At 38.1% G+C, this 26,744-nt stretch carries 34 protein-coding genes and 1 riboswitch; of the genes, 9 read left to right on the top strand and 25 right to left on the bottom strand.

The features are described 5' to 3' along the window. Nucleotides 1–37 precede the first annotated feature (37 nt). The 3 genes from nhaD to MED121_RS21915 all read right to left on the bottom strand — a co-directional run bounded on the left by nhaD (nucleotide 38) and on the right by MED121_RS21915 (nucleotide 3,082). The gene (nhaD, locus tag MED121_RS21925; protein WP_036181534.1) at nucleotides 38–1,426 is read right to left on the bottom strand and encodes a sodium:proton antiporter NhaD; all 1,389 of its coding nucleotides are present in this window, start codon (nucleotides 1,424–1,426) and stop codon (nucleotides 38–40) included. Nucleotides 1,427–1,545: 119 nt separating this feature from the next. Continuing rightward, nucleotides 1,546–2,109 carry a GNAT family N-acetyltransferase gene (locus tag MED121_RS21920; RefSeq protein ID WP_242603243.1) on the bottom strand — a complete coding sequence of 188 codons (564 nt, stop codon included), beginning with the start codon at nucleotides 2,107–2,109 and terminating at the stop codon, nucleotides 1,546–1,548. A 37-nt stretch (nucleotides 2,110–2,146) separates the two neighbouring features. Further along, nucleotides 2,147–3,082 carry a prolyl oligopeptidase family serine peptidase gene (locus MED121_RS21915; protein ID WP_009835873.1) on the bottom strand — a complete coding sequence of 312 codons (936 nt, stop codon included), beginning with the start codon at nucleotides 3,080–3,082 and terminating at the stop codon, nucleotides 2,147–2,149. A gap of 140 nt (nucleotides 3,083–3,222) precedes the next feature. On the opposite strand from MED121_RS21915, the gene MED121_RS21910 reads away from it, so the two are divergent. Together MED121_RS21910 and MED121_RS24565 are read left to right on the top strand one after the other, a co-directional pair. Further along, nucleotides 3,223–3,912, top strand: a complete 690-nt coding sequence (locus MED121_RS21910; protein ID WP_009835872.1) for a S66 peptidase family protein — start codon at nucleotides 3,223–3,225, stop codon at nucleotides 3,910–3,912. Beyond that, complete coding sequence (locus MED121_RS24565) at nucleotides 3,913–4,248, top strand: microcin immunity protein MccF (protein WP_009835871.1); 336 nt, start codon at nucleotides 3,913–3,915, stop codon at nucleotides 4,246–4,248. Between the two features lie 60 nt (nucleotides 4,249–4,308). Here the strand turns inward: MED121_RS24565 and MED121_RS21905 are convergent, their stop codons facing one another. Continuing rightward, nucleotides 4,309–5,523, bottom strand: a complete 1,215-nt coding sequence (locus MED121_RS21905; RefSeq protein WP_009835870.1) for a CaiB/BaiF CoA-transferase family protein — start codon at nucleotides 5,521–5,523, stop codon at nucleotides 4,309–4,311. Next, a complete protein-coding gene (locus tag MED121_RS21900; RefSeq protein WP_009835869.1) occupies nucleotides 5,523–6,704 on the bottom strand; it encodes an acyl-CoA dehydrogenase in 1,182 nt (393 codons plus the stop codon). The genes MED121_RS21905 and MED121_RS21900 overlap by 1 nt, the downstream gene beginning before the upstream one ends. Before the next feature lie 135 nt (nucleotides 6,705–6,839). On the opposite strand from MED121_RS21900, the gene MED121_RS21895 reads away from it, so the two are divergent. Next, complete coding sequence (locus MED121_RS21895) at nucleotides 6,840–7,721, top strand: LysR family transcriptional regulator (protein ID WP_009835868.1); 882 nt, start codon at nucleotides 6,840–6,842, stop codon at nucleotides 7,719–7,721. Between the two features lie 60 nt (nucleotides 7,722–7,781). On the opposite strand, the gene yeiP is transcribed toward MED121_RS21895, so the two are convergent. The 3 genes from yeiP to MED121_RS21880 form a co-directional block, all read right to left on the bottom strand. Continuing rightward, entirely contained in the window at nucleotides 7,782–8,357 is a 576-nt protein-coding gene (gene yeiP / locus MED121_RS21890; RefSeq protein WP_009835867.1) for an elongation factor P-like protein YeiP, read from the bottom strand. A gap of 754 nt (nucleotides 8,358–9,111) precedes the next feature. Next, entirely contained in the window at nucleotides 9,112–9,672 is a 561-nt protein-coding gene (locus tag MED121_RS21885) for a TIGR00730 family Rossman fold protein (RefSeq protein ID WP_009835866.1), read from the bottom strand. Between the two features lie 52 nt (nucleotides 9,673–9,724). After that, nucleotides 9,725–10,093 (bottom strand): MmcQ/YjbR family DNA-binding protein, encoded by a 369-nt coding sequence (locus tag MED121_RS21880; protein WP_036181529.1) that lies wholly within the window; start codon nucleotides 10,091–10,093, stop codon nucleotides 9,725–9,727. A 124-nt stretch (nucleotides 10,094–10,217) separates the two neighbouring features. Further along, nucleotides 10,218–10,317, top strand: a riboswitch (purine riboswitch). 80 nt (nucleotides 10,318–10,397) lie between these two features. On the opposite strand from MED121_RS21880, the gene MED121_RS21875 reads away from it, so the two are divergent. After that, nucleotides 10,398–11,408, top strand: a complete 1,011-nt coding sequence (locus tag MED121_RS21875; RefSeq protein WP_009835864.1) for an adenosine deaminase — start codon at nucleotides 10,398–10,400, stop codon at nucleotides 11,406–11,408. A 36-nt stretch (nucleotides 11,409–11,444) separates the two neighbouring features. Here MED121_RS21875 and MED121_RS21870 read toward each other — a convergent pair whose 3' ends face one another. The 4 genes from MED121_RS21870 to MED121_RS21855 all read right to left on the bottom strand — a co-directional run bounded on the left by MED121_RS21870 (nucleotide 11,445) and on the right by MED121_RS21855 (nucleotide 14,287). Further along, the gene (locus MED121_RS21870; RefSeq protein ID WP_009835863.1) at nucleotides 11,445–12,476 is read right to left on the bottom strand and encodes an alpha/beta hydrolase; all 1,032 of its coding nucleotides are present in this window, start codon (nucleotides 12,474–12,476) and stop codon (nucleotides 11,445–11,447) included. Between the two features lie 108 nt (nucleotides 12,477–12,584). Beyond that, nucleotides 12,585–13,085: a GNAT family N-acetyltransferase gene (locus MED121_RS21865; protein WP_009835861.1), complete on the bottom strand. Its 501-nt coding sequence runs from the start codon at nucleotides 13,083–13,085 to the stop codon at nucleotides 12,585–12,587. Nucleotides 13,086–13,188: 103 nt separating this feature from the next. Further along, on the bottom strand, nucleotides 13,189–13,782 hold the full coding sequence (locus MED121_RS21860; RefSeq protein ID WP_009835860.1) for a class I SAM-dependent methyltransferase: 594 nt from the start codon (nucleotides 13,780–13,782) through the stop codon (nucleotides 13,189–13,191). 34 nt (nucleotides 13,783–13,816) lie between these two features. Beyond that, on the bottom strand, nucleotides 13,817–14,287 hold the full coding sequence (locus tag MED121_RS21855) for a GNAT family N-acetyltransferase (protein ID WP_165474637.1): 471 nt from the start codon (nucleotides 14,285–14,287) through the stop codon (nucleotides 13,817–13,819). Nucleotides 14,288–14,657: 370 nt separating this feature from the next. Here MED121_RS21855 and MED121_RS21850 point away from each other — a divergent pair, with 370 nt between their 5' ends. After that, a complete protein-coding gene (locus MED121_RS21850; RefSeq protein ID WP_009835858.1) occupies nucleotides 14,658–15,488 on the top strand; it encodes a mechanosensitive ion channel domain-containing protein in 831 nt (276 codons plus the stop codon). A gap of 94 nt (nucleotides 15,489–15,582) precedes the next feature. On the opposite strand, the gene MED121_RS21845 is transcribed toward MED121_RS21850, so the two are convergent. The 11 genes from MED121_RS21845 to MED121_RS21795 form a co-directional block, all read right to left on the bottom strand. Next, nucleotides 15,583–15,798: a TIGR02450 family Trp-rich protein gene (locus MED121_RS21845; protein WP_009835857.1), complete on the bottom strand. Its 216-nt coding sequence runs from the start codon at nucleotides 15,796–15,798 to the stop codon at nucleotides 15,583–15,585. 58 nt (nucleotides 15,799–15,856) lie between these two features. After that, entirely contained in the window at nucleotides 15,857–16,075 is a 219-nt protein-coding gene (locus MED121_RS21840) for a DUF6500 family protein (protein WP_009835856.1), read from the bottom strand. 37 nt (nucleotides 16,076–16,112) lie between these two features. Further along, on the bottom strand, nucleotides 16,113–17,378 hold the full coding sequence (locus tag MED121_RS21835) for a crosslink repair DNA glycosylase YcaQ family protein (protein WP_009835855.1): 1,266 nt from the start codon (nucleotides 17,376–17,378) through the stop codon (nucleotides 16,113–16,115). Nucleotides 17,379–17,452: 74 nt separating this feature from the next. Beyond that, nucleotides 17,453–17,962, bottom strand: a complete 510-nt coding sequence (locus MED121_RS21830) for an N-acetyltransferase (RefSeq protein ID WP_009835854.1) — start codon at nucleotides 17,960–17,962, stop codon at nucleotides 17,453–17,455. 57 nt (nucleotides 17,963–18,019) lie between these two features. Continuing rightward, on the bottom strand, nucleotides 18,020–18,745 hold the full coding sequence (locus MED121_RS21825; protein ID WP_009835853.1) for a hypothetical protein: 726 nt from the start codon (nucleotides 18,743–18,745) through the stop codon (nucleotides 18,020–18,022). 135 nt (nucleotides 18,746–18,880) lie between these two features. Then, nucleotides 18,881–19,597, bottom strand: a complete 717-nt coding sequence (locus MED121_RS21820; RefSeq protein WP_009835852.1) for a hypothetical protein — start codon at nucleotides 19,595–19,597, stop codon at nucleotides 18,881–18,883. Between the two features lie 169 nt (nucleotides 19,598–19,766). Further along, entirely contained in the window at nucleotides 19,767–19,949 is a 183-nt protein-coding gene (locus MED121_RS21815) for a glyoxalase/bleomycin resistance/dioxygenase family protein (RefSeq protein WP_036181526.1), read from the bottom strand. Then, nucleotides 19,950–20,165 (bottom strand): VOC family protein, encoded by a 216-nt coding sequence (locus MED121_RS21810; protein WP_009835850.1) that lies wholly within the window; start codon nucleotides 20,163–20,165, stop codon nucleotides 19,950–19,952. Beyond that, nucleotides 20,162–20,677, bottom strand: coding sequence for a GNAT family N-acetyltransferase (locus tag MED121_RS21805; protein WP_009835849.1), 516 nt, complete (start codon nucleotides 20,675–20,677; stop codon nucleotides 20,162–20,164). The genes MED121_RS21810 and MED121_RS21805 overlap by 4 nt, the downstream gene beginning before the upstream one ends. Nucleotides 20,678–20,729: 52 nt before the next feature. After that, entirely contained in the window at nucleotides 20,730–21,176 is a 447-nt protein-coding gene (locus MED121_RS21800; RefSeq protein ID WP_009835848.1) for an isoprenylcysteine carboxylmethyltransferase family protein, read from the bottom strand. Nucleotides 21,177–21,236: 60 nt separating this feature from the next. Further along, complete coding sequence (locus MED121_RS21795; RefSeq protein WP_009835847.1) at nucleotides 21,237–21,827, bottom strand: Crp/Fnr family transcriptional regulator; 591 nt, start codon at nucleotides 21,825–21,827, stop codon at nucleotides 21,237–21,239. 170 nt (nucleotides 21,828–21,997) lie between these two features. Between MED121_RS21795 and MED121_RS21790 the strand changes: the two genes are divergently transcribed. From MED121_RS21790 to MED121_RS21780, 3 genes are all read left to right on the top strand, one after another. Further along, nucleotides 21,998–22,648: a TetR family transcriptional regulator gene (locus MED121_RS21790; RefSeq protein ID WP_009835846.1), complete on the top strand. Its 651-nt coding sequence runs from the start codon at nucleotides 21,998–22,000 to the stop codon at nucleotides 22,646–22,648. 72 nt (nucleotides 22,649–22,720) lie between these two features. Then, nucleotides 22,721–23,017 carry an SRPBCC family protein gene (locus tag MED121_RS21785; RefSeq protein WP_009835845.1) on the top strand — a complete coding sequence of 99 codons (297 nt, stop codon included), beginning with the start codon at nucleotides 22,721–22,723 and terminating at the stop codon, nucleotides 23,015–23,017. Nucleotides 23,018–23,038: 21 nt separating this feature from the next. Next, nucleotides 23,039–23,227: a hypothetical protein gene (locus MED121_RS21780; RefSeq protein ID WP_009835844.1), complete on the top strand. Its 189-nt coding sequence runs from the start codon at nucleotides 23,039–23,041 to the stop codon at nucleotides 23,225–23,227. A 102-nt stretch (nucleotides 23,228–23,329) separates the two neighbouring features. On the opposite strand, the gene MED121_RS21775 is transcribed toward MED121_RS21780, so the two are convergent. After that, the gene (locus tag MED121_RS21775) at nucleotides 23,330–23,914 is read right to left on the bottom strand and encodes an HD domain-containing protein (protein WP_009835843.1); all 585 of its coding nucleotides are present in this window, start codon (nucleotides 23,912–23,914) and stop codon (nucleotides 23,330–23,332) included. 120 nt (nucleotides 23,915–24,034) lie between these two features. Further along, nucleotides 24,035–24,808 carry an IclR family transcriptional regulator C-terminal domain-containing protein gene (locus MED121_RS21770; protein ID WP_009835842.1) on the bottom strand — a complete coding sequence of 258 codons (774 nt, stop codon included), beginning with the start codon at nucleotides 24,806–24,808 and terminating at the stop codon, nucleotides 24,035–24,037. Between the two features lie 251 nt (nucleotides 24,809–25,059). Here MED121_RS21770 and MED121_RS21765 point away from each other — a divergent pair, with 251 nt between their 5' ends. Next, nucleotides 25,060–26,640: a gamma-glutamyltransferase gene (locus tag MED121_RS21765; protein ID WP_009835841.1), complete on the top strand. Its 1,581-nt coding sequence runs from the start codon at nucleotides 25,060–25,062 to the stop codon at nucleotides 26,638–26,640. Nucleotides 26,641–26,744 lie beyond the last annotated feature (104 nt).

Below are 26,744 nucleotides of genomic sequence, written 5' to 3'. Positions count from 1 at the left end.
TACTTAAACCTTTGGATAAAGCCCCACTATTTGGGTTTTATCCATTTATCATTAAATGGCAATAAATACTGGCCCCATAGCCTAGGGCAATGACAGGTGTCCATTTTAAATGAGAGTAAAAGGTATATTGACCTCTCGCCTGCCCCATTAAAGCCACCCCAGCTGCGGACCCTATGGATAATAAACTACCACCTACCCCAGCGGTCAAAGTGACTAACTGCCATTGGCTGTATGACATCTCTGGCGCCATGGTTAACACAGCAAACATGACAGGAATATTATCGACAATCGCCGACAGTATCCCGACTAAGATATTGGCCTGAGTTGCGCCCAGTTCACCATATAAAAAGGTCGAAGTAAGACTTAAATAGCCGATTAATCCTAAACCACCGACAGCGAGAATAATGCCGTAAAAAAAGAATAGCGTGTCCCACTCTGATTGGGCAATTTTATCAAATACATCAAAGTTATAGGGATCATTTTCTGAGCCAGGTGGGTTATCAGTTTGCTGGGTCCATTGACTCGATTTACGCATTAAGTAAAAACTGAATAGTTTTAAATAACCAAGGCCTAACATCATGCCAAATACGGGCGGAATATGAAGGTAACTATGTAAGCAAATGGCCGTTAAGATGGTCAGAAGGAATAATAATACCGTTGTACCACCTCCAAACTTCATCACCTTTTCACTGGTAACGGAAGACATAGGACAGCCTTTAGCAATTGCAAATTGCATAATAAAGGCGGGCACTAGGTAGTTAACAAGTGACGGGATAAAGAGATCAAAAAAACCAGTGAAGGCAATCACGCCTTTTTGCCACACCATAAGTGTCGTTATGTCGCCAAATGGACTAAAGGCTCCACCAGCATTTGCAGCAACCACAATATTAACGCAAGCTACGCCAATAAATTTACTGTGGCCTTCTCCGACCGCCATCACCACAGCACACATTATTAAAGCCGTAGTTAGGTTATCCGCGACTGGAGATATAAAAAACGAGAGAATACCCGTGACCCAAAATAAAGAACGATAAGAATAACCTTTATTTATAAGCCAATTACGAAGTTGAGCAAAGACACCTCTTTCTAACATGGCGTTTATATAAGTCATTGCCACCAATAAAAAGAAAAATAGCTCAGTGTATTCTAAGAAATTATGCCGAATGGCATCTTCAATATGATCGGATTTACCCGATACCTTGTACACATAAGCCAATAGTATCCAAATTAAACCTGCTGCAATTAACACAGGTTTCGATTTTCGTAAGCCTAATTGCTCCTCAAAAATGACAAAAACATAAGCACAAGCAAATATCCCAAGAGCGGTATATCCAACCCAGGATTGTGTTAAGTCTAATATGTCATGAGTTTGAGCAAAAAGTGGCCAAGAAAAAAAGAGCATAAAAACTAAAGATAGGTACTTCATCAACATCCCCTAGCAATCGATTCAACTAAGGCTAGCACAAGGATGGCAAGTTGCTGTTTTAATTTACTAATTTTTCCCTATTTCAAATACGCTACCTATAACACTAAGAAGAATAACCATTATTTTTGCCAATCTTCAGCCGTTATTTTATATAGGCAATGGCGTCTTAACCTGTGGCCTTCTTCTAACTTTTCATGGTCAAAATCTTGATTCGTATTTTGCATACCTATCTTTTGCATCACTCTTTGAGAGGGTTCATTTAATAGACTGGTAAAGGAATATACCTCATCTAGTTTTAGCTCTCTAAAAGCATATGCTAGTGCTAATTTCGCCGCTTCTGGTGCATAGCCTTTGCCCCAATGATTTGCATCTAAACGCCAACCTATCTCAACCATAGGAGCACGAGGAATACCTGTTCCAATTTCTACTTTATTTAATCCAACAAAGCCGATAAAGGTATGACTCTCTATTAATTCAAGTGCCCAAAAGCCATAGCCATTTTCGCTAATATTTGCCTTTAAACCTTCTGCCAGCTTATCACTTTGCGCTCTGTCTAATGGGTTTGGAAAGAATTCCATGACTTTAGGGTCGCTATTGAGTTTGGCAAAAGCGACTAAATCACTTTCTTGCCATTGCCTTAGTTTCAGTCTTTTAGACTCTAAAAACGCCTTACCTTCTTTCACTTCCTTCATCCTTAAATTTGTTTACAACTGCTTTTATTCAATCAAGAGTTTGATTAAGCCAAGATTGTATATCACCAACGACACGATGGGCTTCTGAAACACCGCTTGCTCGTTTAAAACCATGATCTAAATTTGGATAGGCTTTATATAAGATATTATCCTTGGTTGCCATTAAAATTTGCGCTTGTTGCAAGGCAAGTTTTGGAGACACATTTTGGTCATCTTCAGTTTGAATAATTAATATAGGATTATCTATCTGCCTAATCGCCTCAGTTTGATCTATTTCAAGCATTTCACGCCACCAGCGATAGCCATGACCACTCATAGTTAGATCAAATTTAGGGCTATTTAAAATATGTTGAGTAAAACCTATAAAACCCTGTTTCTGTGACTCATCACTTCCATCCATCGAAGTGTGTTCAATATTATAAAGAACATCATCTAGAAACCATCTTCCGCCACCATTAATGGCAATAGTATGAGTCACTTTCTCAAATTGAGCTGATAACATATTCGCCACCAAGGCCCCTTCACTTCCACCTAAAACAACCAAGTTTTTATACTGCTTAGCGGCCATAACATGCTCTAAAACCTGCTGAATATCCTTTACTCTTTGAGATGGAGAGTCTTGATCTATGTAGTTTTGTGGACAGTCGTTACGCTCGCTGTCAGTATTCCAACTAAGGCTTTTATCAATGCCATATTTTTCTATGGTTAATACATCTTTATCCTTCAAACTCGCAGAGAAAACGTTATTAATAGTGTTGTTGTGATAAACACTATTACAGTCGGATCCTTGAATGAGTAGGAGTAAGTTTTCAGTTGGTTTAGGTAGTTTTTTCAGATAAAAGGTGATGCTAGATCCATCATCACGATCAAGTGTATAAGCGGTATTTTCAAGTTTACCTGCAAAAGTTAATTGGCTTAAAAACACACTTTTTATTAAACATAGAAATATCAGTCTTTTTTGCATTGGATGTCCTTTCCTGTGTTTTATTATTTACTCTGGTTAAAAAGTTAATTAGAAATAGTCCTTCTATAACGCTTATAAAGACAAACAAATTAGGTTTTAATTCAATTCTCATAGATAACTGATTTCAACAAGGAAGATGAATGTTAGGCAAAGTAGAAAATAAAACATTAAAAGCTGAAAAATTAAAGTTAGGTGATAAAATCGCGTTCTTCTCTCCTTCTTCACCTGCCACCGTTTTTGCGCCAAAACGCTTCGAGCGAGCAAAGAAGTTCATTGAGAACAAAGGTTTTACACTCATACCAGGAAAGCTAACAAATAAAAGCGATTATTACCGTTCAGCAAATGCTCTAGCAAGAGCGGAAGAGTTAAATGAGTTAATTCGTAACCCAGAAGTAAAGGCTATAATTTCCACGATTGGGGGCTACAACGCCAATGCGATATTGCCCTTTATTGATTACTCAGCACTGATTAAGAACCCTAAAATAATAATGGGGTATTCTGACGTTACGGCACTCTTATTAGGCATTTATGAAAAAACCGGTTTGGTGACGTTTTATGGGCCCGCTTTGGTCGCATCCTTTGGTGAGTTCCCACCCTTAGTCGATGAAACCTTTAATTCATTTGATGAAATATTATGTCAGCCACCGAAATTACCTTATCACTATAAGATGCCGACTAGATGGACAGATAGCTTTATTGACTGGGAGTCTCAAACCAAAGCAAAGGCGCTCAATTTAAATAATTGGTACTTTCTTGGTAAAGGCAAATATAGAGGTAGGCTAATTGGCGGTAACCTTAATACGTTATCGGGCATTTGGGGCAGCCCTTAAATGCCAGAGATAAAGCAAGGGGATATTCTTCTCATTGAAGATGCATTATTGTCTAGCCCACAAATAGAAAGGTCATTTAACCATTTAAAACTGTGTGGCGTATTCGATAAGGTGAAAGCAATTATTTTAGGCAAACATGAACTTTTTGATGATAAGGGCAGCAAAAAACAACCTATTGATCACCTTTTAGAAGTCTTAGGAGATAAGCCTTTACCGATTCTTTATGACTTTGATGCTTGTCATACTCACCCTATGTTAATCATGCCAATAGGCACTCAGGTCGAAATAGACTTCGATACTAAAAGCATAAATATCGTTAGCCCTTGGTTAAGCTAGTTTTGGGCTATGACTAGCTTTTAAACTCACACCTTAAAGGCTAGCCAGATGTTTTTTGAATTAACTCACTGCGCCAGATTCAAACAGAGCTTGAACCTCATCCTGCTCTAAACCCAAAGTGTGTTGCAAAATTTTCTTACTATCTTGCCCTAAATCTGGCGGTGCACTTTTATAACTAAGGGGCGTTGATGACAGATTAATAGGCGATACGATACTGGCAAACTTTTCCCCTTTTTTATCAGGAAGTTCTCTGACCATTTTTCGATGTTTTAACTGAGGGTGATCAAAGACCTTATCAAGGGTATTCACCGCACCACAGGGCACAGCAACCTGCTCTAAGGATTCAATCCAGAAAGACATTGTTTCTTCAGCTAATCTGGCAGCAATAATAGGAATGAGTTTATCCCTGTGCATTACCCTTTGTTCATTGGTTTTAAACCTATCATTGTCGAGTAGAGAACCTAGCTTAGCTTGAGTGCAAAACTTGGCAAATTGTTCATCATTGCCTATGGCTAAAATCACATTACCATCCTGTGTTGCAAAGGTTTGATAAGGAACAATATTAGGGTGACCATTACCCTGTCGTTTAGGGTTTTCGCCACTAGCAAGATAGTTCATGCCTTGATTCGCTAATGTCGCCATTTGTACATCTAACAAAGCAATATCTAAATGCTGGCCCAATTGGGTAGTATGACGCGCCATTAGCGCTGCGAGTATTCCATTTGAAGCGTAGAGGCCCGTCATCACATCCACTAGAGCAACGCCAACTTTCATTGGTTCACCATTTGGTTCACCTGTCAGACTCATTAAACCACCCTCTCCTTGTATCATGGCATCGTAACCTGCTTTATGAGCACTGGGGCCACTTTGGCCAAACCCAGTGATAGAGCAATAAACCAGTCTAGGATTGAGCTGATGAACAGTCTCATAATCTAACCCATATTGAGCCAGCCCACCGACTTTAAAATTTTCAATCAGAACATCAGAACAGGCAATCAAAGACTTAATAACGTCTTGACCTTGTTTAGTACGGATATCAATGGCGATCGACTCTTTATTACGATTTGCACAATGAAAGTACGCCGCTTGTGGCGGCTGATCAGCACTTGCCTCTTTAATAAAGGGAGGTCCCCAAAAGCGAGTATCATCACCCTTTTTAGGTCGCTCAACTTTAATAACATGCGCCCCCATATCAGCTAGCAATTGTGACGCCCAAGGGCCTGCCAATACTCGGCTCAAATCCAAAACTCGAATATGTTCTAATGGCGTTTTCATTAGCAAAATGCCTGTAAGCCTGTGATCGCACGCCCTAGAATTAATGCATGCACATCATGTGTCCCTTCATAGGTATTGACCGCCTCTAAGTTCATCACATGACGGATGACACCAAACTCATCACTGATACCGTTGCCGCCATGCATATCACGGGACACACGTGCTATATCTAGTGCTTTACCGCAATTATTTCGCTTCATGAGGGAAATGAGCTCTACGGGGCATTGCTCCTGATCCATCAAACGCCCCATCTGTAAACACCCTTGTAGCCCCAAACTAATATCAGTTTGCATATCTGCGAGCTTTTTCTGTATTAATTGGTTGGCTGCAAGTGGCCTGTTAAATTGTTTACGATCAAGGGTATAAGTGCGCGCTGCGTCAAAGCAAAATTCAGCCGCGCCCATCGCTCCCCAAGCAATACCAAACCTTGCCTTATTCAAACATCCAAAGGGTCCTGCTAAACCTTTAATATCAGGAAAGATATTTTCTTGCGGTACAAACACATCATCCATCACAATTTCACCGGTAATTGAAGCTCGTAGAGAAAATTTACCCTCTATCTTTGGCGCAGATAAACCAGACATACCTTTATCAAGAATAAAGCCACGAATCACGCCCTCAAGTTTGGCCCAAACGACAAAGACATCTGCAATGGGTGAGTTAGTAATCCACATTTTATTACCTGTTAGACGATAACCACCTTCCACTTGAATAGCTCTTGTACTCATAGAAGCAGGATCACTACCAGAGTCTGGCTCAGTTAGACCAAAGCAACCCACCCATTCTCCGCTTGCTAGCTTAGGTAAGTACTTTTGTCGCTGCACTTCGCTACCATAGCTATAAATAGGATGCATGACTAAAGAAGATTGCACGCTCATCGCACTACGGTAGCCGCTATCAACTCGTTCAACTTCTCTTGCGATCAAACCATAACTAACATAGTTAATGCCGCTGCCTCCATACTCTTCTGGTAATGTTGCGCCTAATAAACCTAACTCACCTAGCTCATTCATGATTTCACGATCAAAGCGTTCGTTCCGATTTGCCTCTAGCACTCTTGGCAAGAGTTTTTCTTGGCAATAATCATGAGCACTATCTCGAATCATTCTCTCTTCTTCTGTCAGTTGTGCCTCTAGCATCATGGGGTCTTGCCAGTTAAAAGGTGTCAGTGATTTGCTCATAATTAATTCCTGAATTAGACATGTTATCTTTATTTAGTTTGAGTCTACCGACTTACAAAAAATAAATATAATATATAGTTTATATATATTTAATAAATTTATTATATTGAAATTTAATCTACTTAGGCCCTATTCATGAACTTAAAGCGTCTTGATTACTTCTGCCAGCTGGCTCAATTGGGTAACTTCACTCGCACAGCCAAAAAAATAGGCATAGCCCAGCCCGCGTTAAGCATTGCTATGCAAAAACTAGAGCAAGAAGTCGGCTTAAAACTCATAAATCGAGCTGAAAAAAATGCCCTTCTTACGGCGGATGGCAAGGTGTTTTATCAATATGCAAGCGCCCTATTAGACCAATCTCAACAGATGAGTTTGGCGCTAGAAGAACTTAAAGGTGGCATGAAAGGCGAGGTATCGCTTGGCGTATCCGCCATGATGGGTTCTTACTTCTTTCCTGAGCTACTGACGCTATTTAAAAAGAGATATCCAGATATAAAGATACGCCTTATTGATCAAGGTACAGCAGCGCTTGAAACCATGCTAATCAATGGCGAGCTCGATTTAGCACTGGTTAGATGTGACCACGAAAATGATCAATTACGTTATACAGCAAGAATGGAAGAAGAAGTCGTTGCCGCAATGGCAATCAGTCACCCTCTTGCTCAAAACACTCATACGCATTTAGCTGAGTTTTGTCGTTACCCTCTTGTCTTATTCCACGAAGGTTACTTTCTTCGAGAGTCTGTCAGCCACTTCTCTAAGCAAAATCAAATTAAGTTAGATATTCGTATGGAGACGAACTTAATCGAATTACAAAAAAACTTAGTTAAAAATGATGTCGGCATCACAACTTGCTTAGCAAGAACGCTAGTTAATGAACATGAGATAAAAGCAATGCCTTTCATCCCAAAAATGAGTTTTAAGCTCGGATTAGCTTGGAAAAAAAGCCATTACCTTTCTAAAGCAAGTCAGGTATTTATTCAGTTTTTTGAGGATAGGATACGAGATGGGGGATAATAACGCTAAGATAAAGAGCAGTTTTATTACAAACTGCTCTTTAATATGTGAATAATAAAATTATTTGGCGTCTACACGACCAACAAATTTACGCTCTTCCACATTAATTTTTATTCTATCGCCTGTCGAAATATGCTCAGGCACTTGAACAATAAGGCCTGTGGTTAATTCAGCAGGTTTTGTTCTCGCTGTTGCTGAGCCACCTTTTATAGATGGGTCAGTCTGCTCAATCGTTAGCTCAACATTAATAGGTAACTCAAGGCCAACAGGCGAATCATTTACCATAATGACTTGAATGCCAGCTGTCTCTTCTGTGATAAACAATAATTCATCTTCGATTGCATCTTTATCTAAGCTGTATGAAGAGTAATCTTCGTTATCCATGAAGACATACTCATTACCATCAGAGTATGAGAAAGCAGAAGCTCGTCTTACTAAATCGGCTAAATTGATCATATCTGAATCTTTAAAAGACTCATCGATTTTGTGGTTGTTAACCACATTGTACATACGCATACGATAAATGCTTCCGCCGGCACGTCCCTGAGGTACAGAGCGTTCAATATCTCTTACAATATAAACTTCACCGTTATATTCAACTGCTGTATTTTTTTTGATCTCACTGGCTTTTGGCATAATTTTTAGCTCTAGAATCAGTTAGTTAGAAAATTTTAAATAAGTCAGATTATTCTAAAGGAAGGTGAGTTGAGAAGCTAGAGAGCTGGTGTGCCCCTCAATAGACACTTCAAAATTAATGCGAATAAAAAGACAATTCAAAGCATTGAGCAGAAAACACAAAAAAATACATATAAAAATCACAAAACCGAACACTGATTCACGTCAATATTGAAATTATCTTGTGAAAACTTCACAAAAACTCAACATTTCAAAGATAAAACCAAGTAAACCTCATGATATCCTCATCATAATCTCAATAAAAAAACCTTAGAGTTACATTAAGATACACAAAGTCAGTCTGATAACAAATTTTATTATTCTTAGGTGGTTACTATGTAATAAATTGCTAAAAAAACCTTTAATAATAAAAGTTTTTTTGTTTTTATATTAGAATTACCTATATTAATTAAATAAATTTAAATTTCTCGTTTTATATAAAACACTTCAAGAGATAAAATCATGTACAAAAATTATGCTGTTTTTTCTAAAAACTTCCCAATAATTCACTATTTTGTGCTTATGGTCGTTTTTAGCATTATGTTTTACAGCATTTATCAGTTTGTAGAGCACGATAAGAATATTTATTGCTTAGGAATAGTCTTTGGTTTAGCTTGCAGCGTGCTTTTTTCAAGATCCTCAAAGTACAGAAGTCAATATTTACTTTAAAGGCTTATTAGGTAAAATTTGACTTAGAGCAAAACCATATAAATCGTTAATGCCACTTTTTTTGTGGTGCTTGATAAGTCTTAATCGAATTAACCAATGTTTCGGCATCAGAACAGTGTATTAGCATGTCAGCATAATGAGGCTTAACAAAGCCTGAAGCACTCATCTTATTAATCATTTCTTTCAAAAGATCATAAAAACCATTTACGTTATAAAAAGCACACGGTTTAGTGTGATGGCCTAATTGAGCCCAGGTCCAAGCCTCAAAAATTTCTTCTAAGGTACCAGCACCACCGGGAAGCGCAACAAACGCATCGGCCATATCTGCCATCATGGCTTTTCTTTCATGCATATCAGCAACCACTCTTAGCTCAGTTAGCCCTTTATGAGCGATTTCACGTTGTTTCAGATGCTCTGGTATGACGCCGTAGACTCTACCACCATGAGCTAACACTGAGTCTGCAATAGCACCCATTAAGCCAACCTTCCCTCCCCCATAAACCAAATCTATATCTTGTTCTACAAAGTAGCGTCCTAGCGCTTGTGCCGCTTTAACATATTCAGGATTATTACCATTACTTGAGCCACAAAAAACTGCTATTTTCATTATTAATCCTTTAGCTACCACTAATTAAATAAAACATAAGCTATTAAAGATACTATTCCAGATTCTGATTCAGACCTAACTCTTTTTGTTTTGCTTTAGTTAACTTCAAAGACACTAAGCGGTAAGACTCTGATAAGTAATAACTTAAGTCATCATCATTATCTGTTGTGCTATTGATGATTTGAATCCACTTCATACCACGGTTTGCAAAATAAGGCGCGGGCTGATAATCAGGGTGCTGACCTAGAAAATCAAAATTAACATCAGACGTTTTAAAAGTAATGGCCATTTTATTCTCTTTATTCCAACCAACGGCGAATACTTTTCCTCCGACTTTCCACACATCAGCATTTCCCCATTGCACAACATGGCTTGTTCCTGAAAGCTTTTGGCAAAAATGATTAAACATCTCGTTTGTCATCATGAGTCCTTGTCATTTATTATCTTTATCAGAATACCAATAAAAGTAGAAACATCTATAGCAATACGAATTAAACCTGAGGATATTGACTGTTCAACTGAATCAAGGGATAGTTAAAAGGCTTAAGTTACCGCTTAAGCCCTCTCGTATAACCCCACTAATATGGTTTGGGGGTCTCTACCAGGAACCGATAATTTCTGATTACGAAGAGTATTGCGTTATGCGCTTTTCTCTTTGTAACCATAAAGTCTCAATTTACTAAGAAGATAAGTGCTTAATAAATTAATTTATTAAGGATTCTGTCATGAAAAATTTCATTGAAAATCTACCTAAGGTTGAACTTCATCTGCACATAGAAGGCACATTAGAGCCTGACCTCATGTTTCAACTTGCAACACGTAACAAAGTTAGCCTCCCATTTAAGAGTATTGAAGAGGTTAAAGACGCCTACCAATTTCATAATCTACAGTCTTTTTTAGATATTTATTATCAAGGAGCGAATGTACTCATCCAAGAAGAAGATTTTTTTGACCTCACTTGGGCATACCTACTGCGCTGTAAAGAAGATAATGTTATTCATACTGAAATTTTCTTTGATCCTCAAACACACACTCAAAGAGGAGTTCATTTTGATGTCGTGGTTAATGGCATACATAGAGCATTAGAAAAAGGTAAAACTCATCTTGGTATCAGCAGTAAACTCATAATGTGTTTTATACGCCATCTTGATGAAGCCTCTGCCTTTGAAACACTCAGCTCGGCACTCATTCATAAAGACAAAATCATTGGTGTCGGTCTGGATTCATCTGAACTAGGCAACCCACCAGAGAAGTTTGAAAGAGTATTTAATCAAGCGATTGCAGAAGGTTTCCTGACAGTTGCCCATGCAGGTGAAGAAGGTCCATCAAATTGGATCACAAACGCGTTGGATTTACTTAAGATCACCCGCATAGATCATGGCGTTCGCTGTACCGATGATGAGGAATTGGTGAAAACCTTAGCCAAAGCACGAATCCCTCTTACCGTCTGCCCTTTATCAAATACAAAACTCAAAGTGTTTGAAAAAATGCAAGACCACAACATCATAGAGCTTATGCGTAAAGGTTTATGTGTCACCATTAACTCTGATGATCCAGCCTACTTCGGTGGCTATATGACAGATAATTTTCTTGCGGTGGCCAACGCCCATCCAATAAGTAAAGAAGAAGTCACGCAATTTACCCTTAATGCTATTGAAGCCAGTTTTATCAGTGAAGATGAAAAAGCGAGTTTGTCTAAAAAAACAAGAGACTATTTACAGTCCTTTTTAACTTGATAATCACTAGTTAATAAATGAATAAGGCCAAACAGATTAATGTTCGGCCTTATGATTAACGTTTTGTTTATCAACTTCTAATCTATCTAATTTAAATCTGCCTACTTCTAACCATTGAACTAGTTCTGGTAAAAAATCATGAGCGAGGGAGTCTTCTTCATACCACATCATTTTCAACCACTGGGTTAACCCAAAGGTTTGAGTATTAAAAACTGTCGAATCTAACATGCCATGACTTGCGTTTGGAATAAGGCTCAAGGTTAACCATGTGTTTTCTACATCCCCTAAGAGCTCAAATTCATGCTTAGCATCAACATTTAAATCATCCTCCCCCCACATGAATAAGCTAGGGATAGAGACTTTACTGTATTCCTTTGATGCATCAGCGTTCATGTTTTTTAAGACAAATTGATATCTTTCAGGAGACATAGTCTGCTTGTCATCGCCTTTAACATATTCATCATAGCTAGGCTGAGTCTTTAAAAAGCTAAAGTCTTGTTCATAATTAGCTAATTCCGATTCAATTTCTGTAGATGTCTTATTCGCAAGTGTGTGTTTAACTTTTGAATAATACCGACCTTGCTGTTTCCAGTTAGTAGCAAAACCTATCCCTATCATAAATCCAATGTCATTGGACTGTGCAGCAATTGCAGGTAGAACCCACCCAGCCTGGCTAAAACCCAACAGCCCTGTAGTTTCCTTGGTATAACCATATTTACTTTGGATAAATTGAATTGCGGTATTCACTTCTGATTGCCTATCTAGCATAGATTGATTAAGCCAATTACCAGAAGAGCTGCCGACACCAGCTTTATCCCAACTAAATATTGCATACCCTAATTGTCTTAAGGATTGCCAAACAAACTCATAATAACCCTCAGCATCATATGCAAGAGGGCCATCACCATGAACAAACAAAATCACTGCTTTTGCTTCATCATGATTTAATTGGGGTAAATAAACACCAGCCAATGAGGCTTCCTGATGCTCAAATACTATTCTTTCTTCGGCATTTAGACTTAATGACAGAAAAAGGAGAAAGTTGATTATCAAAAAGTGACGCACCATTTTTTATCCTTAGGCTAAACCTACTGTTGCAGAAACAATCAGCTTTTTATCAAAATAAACACTATCACCAGTCACTTGCTTTGGACCTATTACACATTTCAAAATCAATTACAAAAACTTCTCAATTAAGATTTCATCAATGTACTCGCCACGTATTTTTGCGTGCTTTTTAGCAAGCCCTATTTGCTCAAAGCCTTGTTTTAAATAAGTCGCAAGTGCCCTTTTATTGTCTTGTCTGACATAAGCAAATAATTTTTCATAACCCATTGTTTTCGCTATTTCGAAACTTGCTAGAAATAAACTTGATGCAATACCTTGTCGCATAAATCCAGAATCAACAAAACTACCAATGACTCCTACATGATCAAAGGCATGGGTGTAGGTTGCAAAGGGTTCTATCACTTGAAAACCCACTACCTTCTGAGTTTCTGGATGGATCGCTAAATTAAAAATGCCATTTACAGGGAAGTTTTCGATAAATGCCACCTCCTCTTCCAAAGAAAAAGGGATGTCTAAGATGGTATATTTAGCCTCTTCAATAATAGGGTTAAGTATATTAATCACCCCTTGAGCATCGTCAGAGGTTGCAGGTCTAATGATCCAGTTCACTTTTTGTTTCCACTTTGGTTTTTAATGTTATTTCTGTATTTTATTTCTTATTAGGTCGACATTATTTGCTTTTTAAAATTAGATTTGGAGTAGCGCTAAGCTCTTATCTTTTTTTCGCAATAACAGAATAAGTATGCCAATGCTTACTTTTACCGATTTGAGTTTGCCCAAGCTCATCCCGTTCATGAAAAGCAATAAGATCAAACCCTTCAAATAAGGCCATCACACTAGCTTTAGTTAGAGAGGTAATTGGAATGGTATGAGAGATAGCCCAATCATCTTTTATCCCCATAAAATCACCTGCAAAAACACCACCAGAGACCAGACTTCCTTCAAGGTTTGTCCAAATTTCATCAAAACTTTCTGGTTTTGCAAAGAAAAGACTCGCATTAGCAAGAATCAAACTCGATTCTGGAAATTGAAAGTTTTCAAAACTTGCCTGAGTTACCTCTACAGCAGATATATCTTCAAAGCGTTTGTGACAGATATCAAAAGCGTCATTACTCTGATCAAAGCCAAATACCTGATAACCCTTTTCTGCTAAAAAAACCATATCAGCACCCGCCCCACAACCACAATCGACAGCCCTTTTAAGGGCAGTATTATCTATTGAAATTGCCTTTTCAGTTCGAGGATGATGTTTACGTTCCAAGGTTTTTTTATAGAACTGCTCCCAAACTTCCGTGTTTGTATTCATTTAATCTTTACACCCTTTCAAATCAAGATAATTTCTATTTCAAAGGTTTCACCAATTTCGTTGAGAAGTCACCATAACCCAAAGACAAATAAAAATTTATGGCAGATTGATTAAATTGCATCACTTCTAACAGCTCTTCAGACGCGCCGTTCTCGTGAGCATGCTCCTCCACCGCACGAATCAGCTTTTTACCTAAACCTTGACGCCTTGCAAAAGAAGCAACAACAATAGTCGTCAAATGACAGGTTTTCTTATCTTTCAGAAAAGAGGGTTTGAGACTTGTTGGAATCGACACAGCGGCCATTCCAACTATTTCATCGCGCCTTTCAATGATTAGAATATCGCTTTCTTCTCTTGCCATATGAGCGAGCCAAAAATCAGCATCACGTACTATTTCACCTAATGCAGAAAAGGTGTTTGGCATAGCTTCATGGTGCTCGGCATTTATTTCATTTGATAAAAAACAAATGGCTTTTATATCATCTTTATTGGCTTTTCTAATCATTTGCATCCCTGCTTGTAAATTAATAACTTAGATTAACATTCCATGTTACCTTTATGCTTTCCCCGAATTTAGGCCTTCATTGAGAAAACGAATCGAATCTAACGAGTATTAAACCACTTATCTAATTCAAAAAAGCTAATTTTAAATGTCTTTTCAATATCCTGACTAACAAATCATTTAAATGAGTGTTTTTCACCCACCTTATTTTTCGAACGGCTTAATTTAAAGTTTTATCGGCTTTAGTTAACTTAAAGATAACAATAATTGATTGTTTGCTAACAAACTTAGTGAAGACTATTTCACGTATAAGCCTTACTATTCAAACCAATTCACCAATCATTATTAATTCTAGGAATTGAGGTTTAAAAGTATGAAGGACATAGAGGACTTATTTGATCAAAGCGCTCAGTGGATGCCACTCATCACAGAATGGGCAACTAATTTAGTCATTGGCCTTGTCATCTTCTTTATAGGTAAATTTGTTGCAGCAAAATTAGCAAAATGGTGCGAGCACCTCATGCTAAAATCTTCCGTTGATAAAGCAGTAGTAGGCTTTTCTACCAGTATTATCTATGCACTTCTATTTGCTGCCGTTATTTTAATGGCGTTAGATCAAGTTGGTGTTGAAACGACCTCCTTTATCGCTATTTTAGGTGCGGCTGGCTTAGCCATTGGTTTGGCTTTACAAGGCTCCTTATCTAACTTTGCCTCTGGTGTACTTATTATCTTATTACGACCATTTAAAAGCGGCGATTATATTGAAGGTGGTGGTGAGTCAGGTTCAGTGGATAAAATCGAGCTATTCCATACCTACCTTAAAACACCCGATAATCGCGTTGTTATCATACCTAATGCTTCCATGATGAATGGTTCTATTATCAACTACTCCCGTGAAAAGACACGTCGTCTAGACCTTGTTGTAGGGATTAGCTATGACGCAGATATTCGTCAAGCAAAACAGATTATGGAAGAAATTGTTGCTGCTGATGAGCGTATTTTAAAAGATCCTGAGTGCATTATTGCTGTCGCTGAGCTTGCTGATAACTCAGTAAACTTTAACCTAAGACCTTGGGTTAAATCAGAAGATTATTGGAATGTAAGAGCAGATCTGCTTGAAACCGTTAAATACGCTTTTGATAAAAATAGCATTGGCATTCCTTACCCACAAATGGATGTCCATTTACACAAAGAAGACTCTTAAGACTTCTCTTTAAATAAGCTAAATACAGGCGGCTTAAGCTGCCTGTATCTAGTTTTAATCTAGCTGTATTTAATTGATATAAGGTAAAGGACTTCTAACACCAGCCCTGCTGCCAAACCTGACTATCTCTTAAGTCTTGCCAATTAATGTCAAACAAACGCTTTGTCATAATCGCTTCAAGCTGGCATCTAATTACATTGCCCTCTTCGTCAAACTCAACATCTGATACAAGAAAGTGTTTTTCTTTATTTTGTGGCTGAATCGCAGTCCATTTAGTATGGCGTAGCTTTTTAGCATTCACTTTATTCATTTCGTTCCAACTTGATTTCTTTCTAAGCCAATTTCGTTCAAGGCCTATTTAATAGAAGCTAATCACCTTTTTCGACCATGCTTTTTATTTTAGTCGCCTTCTCGAAATGGTCTAGTTTATGGGTTTGAATCCACCATGTAGCCGCTTCCATTAGCAAATCAGAATCATCATTTTTATTCTTGAAAAAGGCATAAAACGATAAGCCAACATTGTCGCCTTTACTCTCTATTTTTTGATTACATACTTGGATAATTTTATCCCTAAATGTATCTCGCATTTCAGCTAGTCCTTTTGACTTATTTTAATGAATACTGTTATTTACAGACTTCATGATTCCCATTAAGCATTTCTAGCGCCTTAACAAAATCATTATGCAGGTGCACTGGCTGCATTTTAGTAAGAGAAGCACTATCACACTTTTGAATATGGCTAAATGCTTGAATCGCTTCTGCGAAACTAGAGACCACGAATTCAGCTTCATAACCTTTTTTTTGTTTTGACACTTTATCCATAAAAGAGTCTTCAAAGTGTAAAAACTTAATCTCAAAATGTTTATCTTTACGATGTGCTTTACAGTCTATTCGACCGACAAATTCATCTTGATACAAAAGAGGTAAACTAAAATAGCCATATTGACGCTTTGCTTCTGGCACATAGCATTCGATTTGATATTGAAAACCAAAAATACTTTTCAGCCTCTCTCTTTGTATAAGGCTATTATCGAAAGGCGATAATATTTTAAATCGTTTTGGTAATCTTGGAAGCTTACTTTCTAAAGCCCCCTTTTCGATCACATAAATCTCACCATCAAGCAATTGTATTTGCTCTAAAAGGCCTTGATCTAATCTTACGGATAACAAGACTTTCATTGCTTTACGCAAACCAGTATTGCGTCTTAAATAAGTGAGCCCTTTAAGAGACACAAAACCATGACACCTTAATTGCTGTGACAATAAATGCTCAGCAAACTCTTCAAGACTAGGAAAGCTCGTATTTACATAGTCAGGTAAAACACGTTCAGTTAAGTCGTAGGTTTTCTGGAATCCTTCACGGCTACTCACCATCAAATCGCCTTGCATATAAAGCTGCTCTAAAGCCTTTTTTGCCGGCTTCCAATCCCACCAGCCTGCTTGTTTCTTAGTTTGTGTCTCAATATCACGAGAACGTAGCGGCCCATCAGAGCGAACACGTGCTAAGAGTTCTGCCATATAAGCGGTATCAGGGTCTTTATACCAGTGGATCTGGCCTGATTTAATTGCTTCTTTATAAGGTAATGAATAACGAAAATCAGACATAGGTAAGAAAGCAGCAGCATGGGACCAATACTCAAAAATGTCACCATTAAGCATTAGTTCATTTGTCATTTCTGCTTTGAACTTGGGTACCCGAGAATGCAAAACGTGGTGATGTGCTCTTTCCACCACAGAAATAGTGTCAATTTGCACGTAACCAAGATGATTGATGGCATTACAAGCGCCTAACTTACCACTTCCAAATGGTTGGGCTTGTAATAAACCTTGAGCAGATAAAGCTAAACGACGAAGTCGCGTTATATCTTTGGAAGATTTAATTTCAATCATCTTAGTTACTCATAAAATACAGACGAGTAAAAAATACTGTTTATATAAACAGTAGTCAAGATAATCAAATTAGATTAAACATTGAATGCTTGATGATAACTTACTTCACCCATTGGTAAAGGTGATGAGGTTAACGCCTTAACGAGAAAGTATTGAGCAGGTACACCAGCTAAAGTCAGCTCACTTTCTGCCTTGAAGCCAAAACGCGCGTAATATTCTGGCTCTCCTAATAAAACAACGCCTTGTGCTCCCTGAGAGGCTAACTCATTTAAACCATTTAAGATTAACTGGCTACCAACCCCTTTACCTTGATACTCAGGCTTAACAGATACGGGTCCTAATCCAAACCATGAACTCGCTTCACCTGCAATTTTTACAGGTGAGAATGCAATATGCCCTATTATGCCGCGTTCATTTTCAGCCACCAATGAAAGCGTCAAAGCACCGCTATTCCTTAAACCATTAACAATAAGGTGTTCGCTCGGTTTGGCACCAGGTTCGTGATGTGGGTGATTTTCAAACGCTTGATAAGTAATAGCTTCAATCGCTTTATAATCAGCTGCATTTTCAAAACGTATTTTCATCGTTTAAATTTTTCTCTCAAATATTATAAAAATGAAGATTTACACTAGCATGCATATTTATAAGCCCTTCACGCAAACATAAACAGAGTTTGTCGCTACGCCACCTTGGAACGGATTATCAAATTTCACAACATGTGATTCAACCTTATCAAACACCGTTTTTAACAAGGTTTCAAAGCTTTCTTCAGGCAGGTTTTGTGACCACATGGCAAACACACCTTGTGGTTTAAGTTGCTCTGCCATCAATGCTAGTTTCTCAGTACAATAAAATGAGGCATTAGTGGCGGCAAGGAACTCAGTTGGCGAATGGTCGATATCTAACAAGATAGCATCAAACTTTTTACCTGGCGCTTCAGGGTCAAAGCCGTTGTCAGGATCAATTGCTAAATCAAAGAAACTGCCATGAATATAACGATTGCGTGGATCTGCATTTAATATTTTACCAAGAGGGACTAATTCATCTTTGTGCCAACCAATCACAGTATCAAGAAAATCAACAACGAGCTGTTCCCTAATACGTGAATCTTTAAGCGCGGTGACGGCGGTATAACCGAGCCCTAATCCACCCACAACGACACTTAAATCATCGCCTTGTACTGCTGCAAGCCCAAGTTCTGATAACGCCTCTTCGGCGTCCACAAACATACTCGACATTAAAAACTCTTCACCAAGCTTCACCTCATAAATATCCCGTTCTCCAAGCGCAGGAATACGTCGCCTGCGCAATGAGATTTCACCGATAGGTGATGCTTGGCTATCAATTTCTTTAAAAAGTAGAGACATATTGACTGTTTTCCTGTCGGTTTATCCTAAAAATTTATTAATACTCAAATCAAAGCGCTTATAACCATCATACTGGCTATAAGCAGAGTAATCTTTAATTAGAAAGTAAGGCCTTGATGAGAAGCTAATCTCTAATTAATAGCCAAGCATAAAGGAATGCACTCGATACTGATATTTTAACGAGATATTGTTTTCTAAGTATTGATACTCAGAGTTTGAAGGCGATGTTGCGATAAGATCACCATTAAACATAATATGATGACGTTTATAACTGGCTTCTAAATAGATACCTGCGGATAAACTGACGCCAGAGTAGTTCACCTTTTCTGTCTGTCCAAAATTAGTATGATCAGAATTAGAGACAACAAAACTGCCTTCATGATCCTGGTAACCTATTCCCATGCCTACACCCGCCCTATATTGCCAAGTATCGGGTGTTTCACGAGCAAACTGGTAATAGAGGATGGGCGTTAAATAGATGGATAATCCTTCTATTTCTGTACCTAAATTATTTAAATTTGAAGACGCTGAACCCTCTGTTTGTACTTGTTTGTCGAGTTTTGACGAGACAAAGTTCGCGGAAAAAGTATAGGACCAATTCTTATCGTCCCAGATATATTGAGGTTTGGTACGAAGTGAAATACTGGGTACGAGCTCAATACCATCCGTTGTGAATTTAGCCGCTTCCTCAGAGCTATCTTTATCAGTGATAGTGATACTTCTATCACTGAATGAAGGCCCTAAAAGTACATCAAACCTTGTGTCGGTCGCAGAACCTACTTCAGAGAAGCTCTCATCTGCATGGCTATTCAAACATGGCATTAAGACTAAAATTAAGAGAAAACGGGGCATAATACATCCATATAAAAACCCAAAAATGAGGCATTCAAAATATAAAGCATAAGTTGTGATGCGCGCATTATATAAGGCGGTACTGATATTAAAAATCTATTTTTTATTAACTCAAATGAAAATCAGACTAAAAGCTTATTTTAGCTAATTATGAATCATGCTTAATAAGCTAAATATTGTGCACTAATTCGATTTCTTCTCCATCCGGTCCTTGAATAAAAACAACACGTCTTGCAATTGTTTGCCCATCTTGCCCCTTAATATCAAAAGGCCCCCTAAGAATGGGAGCGCCTTTAGATTCAAGAAACACCATAGCAGTCTTCAAACATCTGACATTCAGGGCAAAGTGCACTCAAGCACCTTGGTTGCGCGCCTGATACATTTCAAAAGGGAATAACTCAATATAGGTGCCAGCACCTATCGCGATTTTTATATTTCCTTTATGACGACCAAGAGATTCATTCACCTCAAGGCCTAACACCTGTGTATAAAACCTAATCGATCTTTCTAAATCGGTGCAACTAATCGCAACATGACTTAAAGAAGCTTGGCCCAGTGAAATACTCATAAGTTAGCTGCAACGATATTTGCTGCTGAAGCTTTCTCGCTGACCGTTAACACCATCACAGTTTTTCTAACATCGTTATTCCCAACCCTATCCATTTCTGTCTTAACAGAGACAAATCCATACTTTTCATACAGTGCGATATTATGGTCTTCACACCGCAAATATAACGATTGAACCTTTAAGTGTTTTGCTTTTGCAATGGCCTCAAGAATCAATTTGCTAGAAACGCCTTTACCTCTCTGTTCACTCGGTACATACACGCCATCTAACCAATGATGCCAATTAGGGTATTGTTCTAATTCGCGATATTTAAGCTCAGCAACACCGACTAACGCTTGATCAATATGTGCCAGAATAGTCATAGGGAAAGCGTCTTTATTAACACCTAGTAAAACCTTCTCAGTTAACGTCGTTTTAACTGTTTCTGGCATGCTATGCCCCCATTCTGTTAAATACCATTTAGCAATAAGGGGTGCATCTTGTTGATGGTCCGCAAGCAATGAAATATCCATATTCTCTCCATTAATTCCATTTTGTATAAGTAAAAATTCGAATAAAACTCTTTTATATCCAGCGCCTTACCCTTTTACAGTAATCTTCATATTCCTGACCGAAGGTCTCTACCATCACCTTCTCTTCAAACGCGATGTACCACGCATTGGTAATAATAACGAATAAGACTACCCATAAGAACGAGCTAAAGGCAGCACCACTTACTAGTGCAACACCAATCAAGGCGATTACAAAACCAAGGTACATAGGATTTCGACTAAAACGATAAAGCCCTTCTGTCACCAGCTTATCTGGCTGCTCAAATGTCATGATGTTGGTATCTAGTTTTTTAAATAGTTTTTTTCCTTTTATCGCCATCAAGTAGCCAATCAAGATCCAAGGTATGCCTAGCAAACTGTAGGGGAAAGCTAAATTATGACGCGAACCTAATAACCAGCAGCTAGCTAATATCAAAACAATAAAAAATAAAAATAATATAGGTGGCAATAGTTTTTTCATTTCCGTTCTCCAATAAAGTTTTCAGTTACTTTACTGGGAAACATTTGGCTTCACCTTTACCTATGTTAAGTCCATCTCTTTTCTAATCCGAGATAAGCTCACATCTGTAATACCAAGGTACATAGCCACATGCCTTAAGGGGATCAAATGGCTTTCATCTTCAAATTCCTTTAAAAATATTTGATAACGCTCTCTTGCCGACAGAAGTAAAAAACTGGCTTCTCTCTTCTCTTTCTTTAACACAAGGCGTTCAAAAAGCTGTAGTAGAAAAGCCATTATATTTGGGTGTACTTGTGCAAGTTTTACGAGAGAAGCATAATCTATTGCCGCAACCCGACATGGGGTTATAGCTTGGGTATAAAAAGGACTTGAGCTGTTTTCTACTAAGGTACTAATACTGGCGAACGCTCCACCAGTCCTTACTAAAGATTTATTCCGTTCTTTTCCTTCTTGATCAATATAAAAATATCGTCCAATCCCCTCAATCACAAAATAAATTTTGTTCGGTTTATCATTGAAAGAAAATATAAAATCTTTTGGCTGGTAAACCTCAAAAGTCATTTCCGCTAACAACTTATCCCAGTCATCTTGCGTCAAGTTTACTCTTTCGGAGAAAACCCTCACTAATTGATTTACCATTTCTGCTTTCATTTCACTCTCTGCCTTTCCATAGACGCTCTTAGAAACATGATACCAAGATTACAAGGCTAATCTTACCTAAAACAGCCTGAAACAAAGCCTGTAAGACGAAGAAACCGACACCCCCCATAATAAAAATCATAAATTTTGGATTAAATATTTCAAGTCAGGATAAACACCTTATGAATTGGCAAAGAGCGAGAACAGACGACAAAAAAAGTGAAAGGAAAGAGGCCACCTATCAGGCTGCTTTCACACTTTTTAAAGAAAAAGGTTATGAGGGTGTAAGTTTTAACGGCATTGCAGCTCAATCAGGCTTTACCAAGTCCAAAATGTACCGTTATTTCACCTCTAAAGAAGAAGTCTTTTTAAACGTGTTTGGGGATTTATTTGAAAACTGGTTTAACAATTGTATTAACCAGTTAAAGGATTTTGATCAAGAAGAAGATAGTCTCAAGTTTGCACAAGCCTGGGTTGAGATCTTATTAAAACACCCAGAGTTTTTAGATCTGACTCCCCTTATATTTATTGCACTGGAAGCAAATTCATCCTATGAAGAGTTAATTGAGTTTAAACGAAAATCTAAAGGACTTTTATATCAATTAGCGCTTGAAATTAGCAGAATTTACCCCGCTCTTGAAGGTGAGAATGCATTTCAATTTCTCACATTAAGTTATGCAGCAACCGCCAACTATTGGGCAGGTAGCAGGCAAAACGATGCGCTTAATCAGGTCTATGCCATAGAAGAATTTCAAATGTTAAAGCCTGATTTCGAGCGTAACCTCATACGCTCTATTGTCATTATTAATGGCATAAAAGCAGAGCAAACCTAATAAAAACCTCATGTTTTAACGAAATAATGTACTTATTAAAAATTAAACTCACTTATAGAAAGGTAAATAACCATGGCACATCATGCAGAAAGCACAATAAAAGTTAACCTACCCGCAAAACAGATTTTGAACATACTTGATGACTATGCCAGTGTTGAGAAATTTGCGACCACTATTACCTCCTCCCCTATCATCAATGATATTCATCGAGGATTAGGTGCCAAACGTCGCTGCACTTTTAAAGACGGCTCTAGCCTAGTAGAAGAGATCATCGAATATCAAGAAGGCCAAGGTTATACCATGCGACTATCTGATCACTCACTCCCCCTTAAAAGCATGCAAGCTAAAATGAGCGTTAAGGCTATCTAAGCTAACTCCTGTGAGATTTTTATGTCGGCAGATTTCGTTGTAAAAGGTGGGCCGCTTGGCTTACTAATGGGAAGCCTTTTAATGCGCCCTATGATGAAAGGCGTATTTAAGAAAGTAATGACAGGCTTAGCTTATCATGCCGAAACTGGTGAGTTAATTGGCGAAAAATTACCACCTCAAAACACCTTATCTAAACTCATTTTGAATTGATAGTTTAAAACTGAAACTTATATTAAACATGGCGTTTCACTGAATCAAGGCAAGCTAAAAAGCCTTGATTCTTAACGGCTTGTTAGCCTAGCGCTAGTAATTTCAATCATCTACAAGCCAGCCCTTATTTACGGCAAACTCAACTTTTTTCAACATCCATTTATAAATTTCAGGGGATCTATAGGCAACCATTTGATTAATCTCTAACACCTGAGTTTTAGAAACACCTTGTTCCATCCATGTTTTCCCCTGAGTATTAATATTCATCATAAAGGGTAATAATCGATCAACAACCTTCACCCATTGACTCTCTCTAGTTTCTTGCGCTTCATACTCTTGCCATAAATCAAGGGTTTCAGTTGCAAACTTGATTTTATACCTATTAAGCTCAGAGAGATAAGCGGCTTCTTTCTCTGTTTGCTTTGCTCTATCAACATCGAATATAGATTTATCACCAGCACCAATTTCACAGATATCATGTACAAGTGTCATTTTGATCACTTTCAATAAATCAAACTCTAAGTGCATTTCATCTTTTAATGTCAATATAGCAATGGCCAAATGCCAGCTATGTTCAGCAGAGTTCTCATGTCGAAAGCCCTTATCTAAACCATCATGAACATAAGCACGCCGATATACTGATTTGAGTTGATCTACTTCCATTAAAAAATCAAATAAAGCGTCCATTTTAGTCCTTAAGACGATACATCCAGATCATTCAAAGTAATTTAGTCTTACTAACTCACTTGTCTTACTTTTTAATATCATAACAATCAAGTTAAAGATTATTGCCCTCATTATTTAATTTTAGATTGAGTTTGCTGTTTCAATTAAATGAGGTAGTAGCTCTTTTATCGCTTTTTCTTGATTCCATTCTGACGTAAGTAAGGATGAGTGAACAGCAGCAATTGGCTGCCCTCGACCATCTAGTATTGGAACAGATACATTAATCAGGCTATGGTTTCCCCCTCGCTGTTCTGAAAAACAGTATCCTTGTCGTCTTGCTTTTCGAATTTCTTCCAAAATTTCCGAGCGATCTGAAATCACATTTTGCGATAGGAACATGGGGTTAACGCCGTCCCATTCATCAATTATTTGGTTAATTTCATCATCTGTTTTATAGGATAAAATAATACGTCCACCCGTGGTTAATATGGCAGGCCGTCGCGAACCTAATAGCGTGGTTGCATGAGGTGCCTTACTATTAGGTACCCTGATAGAGTAAACGATATCGTTTCCATCTAACTGCGCAAGATTAACCGTAATATTAAACCTTCTCGATAGCTCAATTAACTTAGAGTTCGCAAGCCTCACAAGATTGTCTGAACTTAGATAACAGCTAGCAAAATCTAGGTATTTTAAGGTTGGACTATAGCGTTTAGTTTTCTCATTTTTTTTCAGCAAACCGAGAGTCGTTAATGTATGACAAAAGCGTTGTGCAGAGCTTTTGGTGATACCCGTTTCTTGAGATAACTCACCTAGCGTCATTTCCGGACTACTTTCTGTAAAGGCCTTTAATACAATCAAGCCTTTTTCTAGTGAATTAATAAATAGTGGGTCTTGCCGAGAATTTTCTTTCATTATTTTAGCAAACAGCCTTTTCTAATTTCTCTTTATAGAATCATAACTTAGCACGTATTACCTATTATACCCAAAATATAAAACAATAATTTTAACGCATATAACTTGACGAAATACCGCTTTACGATTAATTTTAATTATAAATCGATAAACAAGTATCGCATAGCGATAAAATATTTAAATTTTATGTTGAAATGTCGTTATTTGTCATCAGTCGTCAATGTGAACACTACTAAAAAGCGAATAGCTAAATGTCTAAATATTTGAATAAGTCACAAGTCATTAAAAAGCCCGCTGCCACTTGTACTAAAGGTATTATTTCCTCACAAAACCGCGCAGCGTCAGAAGTTGGTGCTCAAGTACTTGCAAATGGTGGTAATGCAGTGGATGCAGCAATTGCCACGTCTTTCACCCTTGGCGCAGTTGAACCTTGGATGAGTGGTATGGGTGGTGGTGGCTATATGATGATTCTGATGGCTGGGGAGACGTGTCCTAAAGTCATTGATTTTGGTATGCGCTCTTCAATTAACCTAAACCCTAAAGATTATCCACTCACTAGAGGGACAGCATCTGATCTTTTTCCTTGGCCAACAGTGTTAGACGACCGAAACATTTCAGGTCCTCTCTCGATTGCTATTCCAGGTTATGTGGATGGTATGCGATTAGCCCATGAGCATTTTGCGACAAAAGATTGGCAAGAATTAATCCAACCAGCGTATGAGCATGCTAAAAAAGGCCTTCATGTCGACTGGTATGCTCAAATGATTTTAGCTTCCGCTGCAAAAGATCTGGCTCGCTTTGATAAATCCAAAGATACTTTTTTAGAAGAAGGCCTGCCTAAATCGTCTTCATGGACCGCACTCTCCAATAAGTATTGTGATATGACAAGTCTTGCTAACACTCTCAAACGTTTAGCACTGGCTGGACCACGTGATTTTTATGAAGGAGAAACGGCAGCAAGTATTGTTAAGGATATCCAAGCAGAAGGCGGCGTAATCGCTATGGAAGACCTCGCTAACTATAAGGCAAGCATTTACGACGCTGATATGGTTGAGCATGAAAATGGTCAATTTTTTGTTACACCAAAACTTACTGCAGGCCCAACCTTTAAGCATGCTAGAGAACTGTTAAAAAGCGCCTATGGTCTAGAAAGCTCAATTGAAAAAAGCTACTTAAGCTACGCTAAAACATTACGTCATGCCTACCAAGATAGGCTCAATAAATTAGGTGATGAAGAGTCAGCTAAAGGTGCGTCTTGCACCACTAACTTTGCCGTTGTCGATGAAGCAGGCAATATGGTTGTCGTCACTCAGACGCTACTGTCAATTTTTGGGTCGCGATTAATGTTACCTAACTCAGGTATCTTGATGAACAACGGCATTATGTGGTTCGACCCTGAACCAGGTAAACCAAATTCACTAGGCCCTAATAAACGCTGCCTTTCAAACATGTGCCCTATCATGGGTAAACGCAATGATGGTTTTCAATTTGCATTAGGGGCCTCAGGTGGCCGAAAAATACTACCCGCCGTCTTACAACTGTCTTCATTTATGATGGATTTTAACTTAAATCTAGATCAAGCCTTTCATACACCTAGGATTGATGTCAGTGGTGGTAATCAGCCTGTCATCGCAGATGAAAGCCTTCCACAACATATTTTATCCGAGCTAGACAATGAAATGGGCTGTATCCCAGCCCCCAGAACCGTTTATCCCTATAACTTTGCCTGTCCTTCAGGAGTTTCAAGGCTCAAGCAAAACAATGCTGGCGCCACTGAAATCATGTCAGCTTGGAGCGATTCGGCAAAAGAATCAGATTTCAATAAGGAATAACTATGCATTGAAAGTAAACCCAATAAACATAGATCCACCTCAAATTGGCAGATGATAAAACGCAAGGATGCAACTAGTTTTGATACATCGGACTCATCATATCT

The sequence above is a fragment of the Marinomonas sp. MED121 genome, assembly GCF_000153025.1.
Taxonomy (GTDB): Bacteria; Pseudomonadota; Gammaproteobacteria; order Pseudomonadales; family Marinomonadaceae; genus Marinomonas.
This window is presented reverse-complemented; position numbering and strand designations above follow the sequence as displayed.

Excerpts from the sequence above, each read along its gene's own strand:
- nhaD (WP_036181534.1), bottom strand. The coding sequence starts at position 1,426 with ATGAAGTACCTATCTTTAGTTTTTATGCTCTTTTTTTCTTGGCCACTT.
- MED121_RS21915 (WP_009835873.1), bottom strand. The coding sequence starts at position 3,082 with ATGCAAAAAAGACTGATATTTCTATGTTTAATAAAAAGTGTGTTTTTA.
- MED121_RS21910 (WP_009835872.1), top strand. The coding sequence starts at position 3,223 with ATGTTAGGCAAAGTAGAAAATAAAACATTAAAAGCTGAAAAATTAAAG.
- MED121_RS24565 (WP_009835871.1), top strand. The coding sequence starts at position 3,913 with ATGCCAGAGATAAAGCAAGGGGATATTCTTCTCATTGAAGATGCATTA.
- MED121_RS21905 (WP_009835870.1), bottom strand. The coding sequence starts at position 5,523 with ATGAAAACGCCATTAGAACATATTCGAGTTTTGGATTTGAGCCGAGTA.
- MED121_RS21900 (WP_009835869.1), bottom strand. The coding sequence starts at position 6,704 with ATGAGCAAATCACTGACACCTTTTAACTGGCAAGACCCCATGATGCTA.
- MED121_RS21895 (WP_009835868.1), top strand. The coding sequence starts at position 6,840 with ATGAACTTAAAGCGTCTTGATTACTTCTGCCAGCTGGCTCAATTGGGT.
- yeiP (WP_009835867.1), bottom strand. The coding sequence starts at position 8,357 with ATGCCAAAAGCCAGTGAGATCAAAAAAAATACAGCAGTTGAATATAAC.
- MED121_RS21885 (WP_009835866.1), bottom strand. The coding sequence starts at position 9,672 with ATGAAAATAGCAGTTTTTTGTGGCTCAAGTAATGGTAATAATCCTGAA.
- MED121_RS21880 (WP_036181529.1), bottom strand. The coding sequence starts at position 10,093 with ATGACAAACGAGATGTTTAATCATTTTTGCCAAAAGCTTTCAGGAACA.
- MED121_RS21875 (WP_009835864.1), top strand. The coding sequence starts at position 10,398 with ATGAAAAATTTCATTGAAAATCTACCTAAGGTTGAACTTCATCTGCAC.
- MED121_RS21870 (WP_009835863.1), bottom strand. The coding sequence starts at position 12,476 with ATGGTGCGTCACTTTTTGATAATCAACTTTCTCCTTTTTCTGTCATTA.
- MED121_RS21860 (WP_009835860.1), bottom strand. The coding sequence starts at position 13,782 with ATGAATACAAACACGGAAGTTTGGGAGCAGTTCTATAAAAAAACCTTG.
- MED121_RS21855 (WP_165474637.1), bottom strand. The coding sequence starts at position 14,287 with ATGATTAGAAAAGCCAATAAAGATGATATAAAAGCCATTTGTTTTTTA.
- MED121_RS21850 (WP_009835858.1), top strand. The coding sequence starts at position 14,658 with ATGAAGGACATAGAGGACTTATTTGATCAAAGCGCTCAGTGGATGCCA.
- MED121_RS21845 (WP_009835857.1), bottom strand. The coding sequence starts at position 15,798 with ATGAATAAAGTGAATGCTAAAAAGCTACGCCATACTAAATGGACTGCG.
- MED121_RS21840 (WP_009835856.1), bottom strand. The coding sequence starts at position 16,075 with ATGCGAGATACATTTAGGGATAAAATTATCCAAGTATGTAATCAAAAA.
- MED121_RS21835 (WP_009835855.1), bottom strand. The coding sequence starts at position 17,378 with ATGATTGAAATTAAATCTTCCAAAGATATAACGCGACTTCGTCGTTTA.
- MED121_RS21830 (WP_009835854.1), bottom strand. The coding sequence starts at position 17,962 with ATGAAAATACGTTTTGAAAATGCAGCTGATTATAAAGCGATTGAAGCT.
- MED121_RS21825 (WP_009835853.1), bottom strand. The coding sequence starts at position 18,745 with ATGTCTCTACTTTTTAAAGAAATTGATAGCCAAGCATCACCTATCGGT.
- MED121_RS21820 (WP_009835852.1), bottom strand. The coding sequence starts at position 19,597 with ATGCCCCGTTTTCTCTTAATTTTAGTCTTAATGCCATGTTTGAATAGC.
- MED121_RS21810 (WP_009835850.1), bottom strand. The coding sequence starts at position 20,165 with ATGAGTATTTCACTGGGCCAAGCTTCTTTAAGTCATGTTGCGATTAGT.
- MED121_RS21805 (WP_009835849.1), bottom strand. The coding sequence starts at position 20,677 with ATGGATATTTCATTGCTTGCGGACCATCAACAAGATGCACCCCTTATT.
- MED121_RS21800 (WP_009835848.1), bottom strand. The coding sequence starts at position 21,176 with ATGAAAAAACTATTGCCACCTATATTATTTTTATTTTTTATTGTTTTG.
- MED121_RS21795 (WP_009835847.1), bottom strand. The coding sequence starts at position 21,827 with ATGAAAGCAGAAATGGTAAATCAATTAGTGAGGGTTTTCTCCGAAAGA.
- MED121_RS21790 (WP_009835846.1), top strand. The coding sequence starts at position 21,998 with ATGAATTGGCAAAGAGCGAGAACAGACGACAAAAAAAGTGAAAGGAAA.
- MED121_RS21785 (WP_009835845.1), top strand. The coding sequence starts at position 22,721 with ATGGCACATCATGCAGAAAGCACAATAAAAGTTAACCTACCCGCAAAA.
- MED121_RS21780 (WP_009835844.1), top strand. The coding sequence starts at position 23,039 with ATGTCGGCAGATTTCGTTGTAAAAGGTGGGCCGCTTGGCTTACTAATG.
- MED121_RS21775 (WP_009835843.1), bottom strand. The coding sequence starts at position 23,914 with ATGGACGCTTTATTTGATTTTTTAATGGAAGTAGATCAACTCAAATCA.
- MED121_RS21770 (WP_009835842.1), bottom strand. The coding sequence starts at position 24,808 with ATGAAAGAAAATTCTCGGCAAGACCCACTATTTATTAATTCACTAGAA.
- MED121_RS21765 (WP_009835841.1), top strand. The coding sequence starts at position 25,060 with ATGTCTAAATATTTGAATAAGTCACAAGTCATTAAAAAGCCCGCTGCC.